The sequence below is a fragment of the Neobacillus sp. Soil_C_43 genome (assembly GCF_057656715.1).
Window position 1 is genome coordinate 1 of the sequence record NZ_JBDGJV010000045.1, and the last position, 458, is coordinate 458.

At 34.9% G+C, this 458-nt stretch carries 1 protein-coding gene; it reads right to left on the bottom strand.

The features are described from left to right. On the bottom strand, positions 1–441 hold a 441-nt coding region (locus AC3A54_RS25500), incomplete at its 3' end, for a transposase (protein WP_487656672.1). Positions 442–458 lie beyond the last annotated feature (17 nt).

Consider the following 458-nt stretch of genomic DNA (forward strand, 5'->3'; position numbering starts at 1 on the left):
ATTCTCCATTCGTAAACGTTCGTTTTCTGCCTGTAAGGCTTCTAATGATCCTTCTACTGGTTGAGGAGATTTCTTTGTCACTTTTTTCATGGATGGACGCCCCTTTTTCTTTGATTTAAGGGCATCTAATCCTTCCGCTTCGAGTTTCAGCTTCCAATCCAAAATAGTACTAGGTGCTGGAATATTGAAAATAGCAGCTGTTTCATACAGAGACGTCCCTTGTTTGTTCATATAATTTAGTACGTCTAGTTTAAACTGAACTGTATAGTTTGTATAGATTTTAATAAGCCCTTCTTCACCATTGTATTGGTATTGTAGAACCCATTTTTTGATGTGATTATGCGCAATTCCATATAATTTACCGAGGGACTTATAACCTCCCTCATTATTTAAATATCTTTGAACAATTTCTAATTTCTTTTCGAATGTAAATTTGGTCATAAAAACACCCCGTAAAT